At 25.6% G+C, this 6,318-nt stretch carries 1 protein-coding gene; it reads right to left on the bottom strand.

Features of this window, described 5'->3' with window-relative positions; all coding sequences use genetic code 4:
* The coding region (locus tag ACW95P_RS04290; RefSeq protein ID WP_457962017.1) for a hypothetical protein at positions 1-6,109 on the bottom strand (6,109 nt) is incomplete at its 3' end.
* Between the last annotated feature and the right edge of the window lie 209 nt (positions 6,110-6,318).

Raw genomic sequence — 6,318 nt, 5'->3', positions numbered from 1 at the left:
AAATTTTAGTTTCAATAGTTGTTTGGTCACTATTAAAATCAATTGTTTTGGCTTCATTAATGAAGCTATCTTTAGCAGCTTGTGAAAGATGATTTAAGTCATTGATATTAGTATCTACTTGTCTTAATTTAGTATTAATTGCACTAAATTTAGTAGCTACAGCATCAAGCGCTGCTTTATAACCATATTTATTAATATTATCTAAATCTGTTGTGATATCAGTTCTAGTTGAATCTAATAAGTTAGTTAAACCATCAATAGTTGTTTTAGTGTTAGCTAGGTTCTCATTTCCATCAAGAGCAGCTTTAGCAGCATCGGCTGAAATAATTGCACCTTCTGATTCGGCACTATTAGTATCATTATATAAGTTTTTAATTAATTGTTCTTTTAATTTTTCCAAAGCTAAATCATAATTATTTTTTTCTACACCGCTTGCTAATTTATAGTTTGGATCAGTTTTGAAATTTTTTAATTCAGTAATTTTAGCTGTTAAACGATTATGTAAATCTAAGGTTTTGCCTGCTTTAGTGTCAATTGCATTAACTTCTGATTTGGTGTCAGTTTTAGGTTTATCTATGTCATGTAAAATAGCAGTTTTTGTATCATCATTTAAAGGATTATAGATTCCTGTAGCGCTATTAACTTTATCTCTAATTTTTGTTTTGTCATCATTAACTTGGGTTAAACCATTTAGTGATTTTAAAGCATCAGTTATTTTAGTAATTGCATCTTGAACTATCGCTAGTGTTACTCCTGATTTATATGTTTCATTTGTTAACTCAGCTAAATCTGTTTCAATATTAGTATAAGTTTTGTCTTTTAAAACTGATTCTAAAGCATCTTTAACTTTTTGGTTTTGATCATTTTTATTTTCTGAAGTTGCCTCAGTATATTCTGGTTGTGTAAGTGCAATTTTATATTTAGCAACTTCAGATTGTAAATTATTAAATTTATTATTAATTGCTTGAGCCTCGGTGAATTTAGTATCAATTTCTGATTTAATATTAGCTGCATCTTGATTTAAATCATTAATATTTCCAAATTTTGCTTTAAACTCATCTTGAAGTTCAGAAGAAAGATGATCCAATGCTTCAATTTCTGTTTTTTTAGTTTCAATATAACTATTAACATCGGTAAATTTAGTTACTAAATTGTCTAATTTTGTTTTATCATCAATCTTTGTTAAATCTTTAAGTTCAGAAATAATTGTATTTTGCTTATCAGCTGGTAAGTTTATTAATGCCTTAATATCTCTTTCTGCATTAGAAAGATTGGAATTACCATTTAAAGCGGCGTTTGCATCATTGATAGGTTTGATAATATTTGCAATTTCTATTGTTGATTTATTAAATAAATTATAATTTTTTAATTGAGTTTCTAAATTTGTAATTTCAGTGTCAAAAGTATTTTTTAATCCAGTATTAGCAAGTTTATAATTTGCATTATCTTTTACTAATTTCATTTCAGCAATTTTAGCTGTAATCGTTATATTGTCAGCTACTGCTTGGCTAGCTTTTGAAACAATTTCACGAAGATTAGAATAAGAAGTTGCGGTATTAGCAGCTGCTTTAATACCATCTTTAGTAGCGTCGTTCAAACTACTCAAAGGATCTATATCTAATTGGTCAATTATATTTTTAATTTCTGTGTCACCATTTAATTTAGCATAGTTTGTTTCAATATTAGCAATTGCTGTTTTAACTAGATTTACATCATTAGTTGATAATTTTTTATCATCAACATTAAAGCCGTTAGTTAAAGTTGTTGCAGTAATATCACTTAATACTTTTTTTAATTCAGAAATTACTTCTTGATCAACATTTGCAACATTTTGAGTCACATCATGTTTTGATTTACCAATTTCATCGGTGTAATTTTTTAAAGCTGCTTTTAATTTAATTAATTCCTCTTTTAATGAATTATTTAATGTTTCAGATGCATTAACAATTTCATTAATTTTTGTTGTAGCTGTAGCTTCATTAACAAATGAAATGTCAATTTTCCTCAAATTTTCTATTGCTTTATCTTTAGTAATTTTAATTAAATGTGATAAGGTATTAATTTTAGATTTAGCTGCTTCAATTTTATTATTAATATTAGCAAATAGCGTCTTTGCAGTTTCTAAATCAGCTTTTGAAGTAATTTTTGTTAAATCTGCTAATTTTGTTTCTGCTTGACTTTTTTGATCGTTACTTAAGTGGTCTAATGCTTGAACTTCTTTAATAACATTTTTTAAATTATCTTCACCATTTAATTTACTTTCAGCAATAGCTATAGTTGAATTATTTAAATCAGTAGTTGCAGCAGATCTTTTTGTATCATCAAATAAATTTTCTTTTAAATGATCTTCTAATTTTTTAATAATATCATCAAATTCTTTTTGCTTTGTGGCGTCAGATAATTTGTAATTTGTTTCTATAAGTTTTTCTTTTAATTTTTCAATTCTTTGTTTAATTTGACTAGTTACTAATGCTGTATCATCAATTACTTTATCTAATTTTTCTAGTTCTATTAATGATGTTGAATTATTAATTTTATTTTTGAAATTAGTTACATCATCAGTTGGTAATTCATTAAACTCTGACTTACTATCAACTTTATCAATTAAATCTTTTTTCTTATTTGCAATTTTTGTTGCTAAGACATTTTCGCCATTTAAGGCATCTTTTGATTTTTCGATTTTTGTTGATACTTCACTAACTTTAATTAATAAAGCATCTAATAATGCCTCTGTATCTAATGAATCATCAGTTCCAGGACCAATTTTTAAAGTATTGATTCTTTCTGTAGCAGCTAACACTGAAGGTTTTGTAATTTTTGGAGCAACGATTTCATTTAATGCTGCATACACAGCATTATTTTGTTCATCTTTGTTATCAGCTTCATCATATTTAGTTGTGCCAATTGTGCCAACATAAGCATTAAATTTAACTTCAATTTCATTTGTATATTTATTATTTAATGCTTTTGTCTTATTAACAATTTGATCTAATTTTGTTTTAAAATTAGCTTCCGTTTCACTGGGATCAACTTTATTAAAACTATTTAATTTGGCCTTAACTTTTTCAATTAAAGTATGAGATAAATGCTCTAATCTTTCTATTTCTTTAATGGCTTTATTAAATCATGCAGTTTTTTTAGCTTCTAACTTAATTTCATCAATTTTATTTTTGGCTTGTTCCGCAAAAAGATCACTAATATCTATATCACCTAGTTTGTTTTTAAATGTTGTTTTTTCTGAAAGAATTAAATTATCAGTTGCATCAATTATTGTTTTGGTGGTTCCAATTTTATTATCGATATCACTAAATAAATTCTTAGCATTATCTAAAGTTGTTTTTGAAGTAATTTTTGTAAAATCTGATATTTTATCTGTGGCTTGTTTTTTTTGATTAATACTTAAATTTGTTAAATTATTAATAGCTGTTTTTGTTGCCGTTAGATTGCTATTGCCATTTAAATCATTTTTGGCACTTTCTGCTTCATCAGCTAAATTAGTAAATGTATTAGGCGGCGCATCTAAAATATTTCCTGTTTTAGCTAATTCTTTTTTTGATGCATCTAAACTTGTATCAAATTTAGTTTTTTTACTATCATCTGCCAGTATATAATTAGGATTATTTTTATATGATTCTAAATTAGTTATTTTATCTTTTAAAACTTTAAATGCTGTTGCAACATTTAAAGCTTTTGTATCTAGTGGGTTTAGCGTTTCTGTATCAGTAGCTGCATTAATTTGCTTATTAATTTCAATAATTGTTTCTGCATTTAATTCAGTTAAAGGCGAAACGCCTAACTTATCTCTTGATTCTTGTTTTCTTTTGTTTAATAAACCATTTAAATTATTTTTAGCTGTTTCAGCATTAGTAATTAGTTTATCTAATGAAGTTATAGTTTTATCAGCGATATTTTGAATTTCAATTTTGTTTTTTAAATTAGTTAATTCTGCATCAAAAGTATCTTGTAGAGCTTTTGTAGCTAAGCTATAATTTTCACTTGTTTTTCCAGCTTCTAATTCAATAAGTTTAGCTTTTCATTCATCCATTTTATCAGCTAATGCTTTAGCTTGAGTTTCTATTGGAGTTAAAGCACTAATATCTGAAATTGCATTAATTTTTGTTTCAAATTCAGTAATTGTTGCTGCATTTAATTTATTAAATGGAGATGTTTTTAATTTTGCTTTTAAATCTACCTTAGCCTTATTTAAATTATTTAAAATTGTTGCTTCATTTTTTACAGTATTAATTTTTGCTTTTAAAGCATCAATTGATTCAATTGTATCCTTTGCGTCAAAAGTACCTAATTTATCAATAAAAGTTTTTTTCTCAGCATCTGATAAATTTTTATGAGCATTAATTTCTGCTTTTGCATTATCAATTAAATTTTGTTTATCTCTTTTTTTAGCTACATCATTACCATCAAGTGCTTTTAAAGCATCATCAATTGATTTAATAGTAGCATCAACAGCGGCTGCATTTGTTGCATTTATTTTTCTATTATTAAGATTAGTAGAATTAGAAATATTAGTAATTTTGGGAGACTCTAAAATTAAATTTAAAGCATCTATAACTTTATTATCTAAATTAATTTTATTTGTTGCAAGATCATGCTGCTCTGTACCGATTGTATCAGTATACTCTTTTAATTTATTTTTTAAAGCATCAAATTTATCATTAGCAGCTTTAAGATCAGCTAACTTTTTATCCAAAGTAGTTTTGTCAGGAATAGTTACCTTATCATCTATGCTATTTTCCATTTCTGTTTTTGTAACATCATCTATATTTAGTAAACTAGTTATTTCTGCAATGGCCTTATTTTTATTTTCTCTACCTTTTAATGTACTTTTAGCATTAGATAAATCAACTTCTGCAGTTTTAAAATCAGATTTTGAAGCATCATTTCAAAAATTAATTCCACTAGTATTTTGAGCATTATCAATTTTATTTTTTAAAGCTGTAAATTTTGCATCATAATCTAATTTTTTATTATTTTCAGCTAACCTGTAATCAACTTCAGAAGCAACAGAAGTTTTATAATCATCAAGATCTCTAAGTGTGTTTTTTGCATCACTATATTCGCTACCCAATTTATTTAGTTTTGTTTCAATGGCTATTAGATCAGAATCACTTACTGCATCTATTGCAGAACCTATTGTTGCAATCGTTGATGGATTTCATTCATTAAATGGCACCGTTTTTAATTTAGCCTTTAAAATATCTTTTTTGTCAGAACCATCAAGATTATTATAAGTATTAATAATATTGTTTTTTAACTCTTCAATTTTAGTAGGGTTAATGTCCGAGTAAGATGTATTTATTGTCCCAGCAAGAAGAGCTGAGTCAAAAGCACTTTTAGTTCCAGTTGTTGATGTTAAATATTTCGTACTTGTTTTTTTATTTTTGTATTCATCTAATGTATTTTTTAGAATAAGCATTTGATTTTCTAAATCATCAGTTTGTTTTTTATATGCATTTACTTTTGCTAAGAAAGTGCCATTTATATTGTTTTGTTCATCAGATTCATTTCTTTTTATTTTTTTTAGTTCTTTTGTAATTTCTGTTTCTAAATTGTTTTTTTGTGAATTTGTTAAATTTCTTTTACTATTAATAAGTTTTTTGATTTCATTTGTAAAACCATTTAACTTATTTAAACTTTGTAAAAATTCACTTCTTCTCCTTTGTATTGTAGCAATGTCAATGATTGAATAATCATCTTTAAACATGTTTTTAATTGCAAAAAATTGGGATTGGAATTCTAGAGCCAATCCCATGTCAGCGTGTTTATATAAATCTAAATATGGATTTGAATCATTATAAATAATGCCATTAGCAAAAGAATAATGAATGCGTAAATCTTTCATCATTGTATTAACTCATTTTATATCTTTTGTTATGAAGTGTTTTTCAAGAGAAGGTAAAAAAGCTTTTTTTTGAGCTGATGTTAATGAATCGAAAGATCTGTTAACTCAATTCTCGATTGATTCACCTTCTCGCGGACCTGTCGGCTCCGAAGAAACTATAGAAGCAGCTAATAAAACAGGGATACTACCCATTAAAAAGAAACAATTTTTTTTAATATTTTGATACTTCTTATTTTTAAAATTTTTCATAAAACCTTCTTTAAAAGTTAGATTTAATAGCTAAAATTGTGTTTATAAGATAAATTTTTAATTAACGAATTTAAAGGTATTAAAATGATTCTAAAAAATCAAATTTAACACTAGGAAAAACTAATAAAATGAAGCTTCGATATATCCATTAATATTAGTTGTTATATTCTAATATATATATATATATATATATATAAGAAGCATTTAAT

This window comes from Mycoplasma pogonae, from assembly GCF_054170725.1.
The sequence above is the reverse complement of the archived record's forward strand: the minus strand, read 5'-3'. Positions and strand labels throughout refer to the sequence as shown.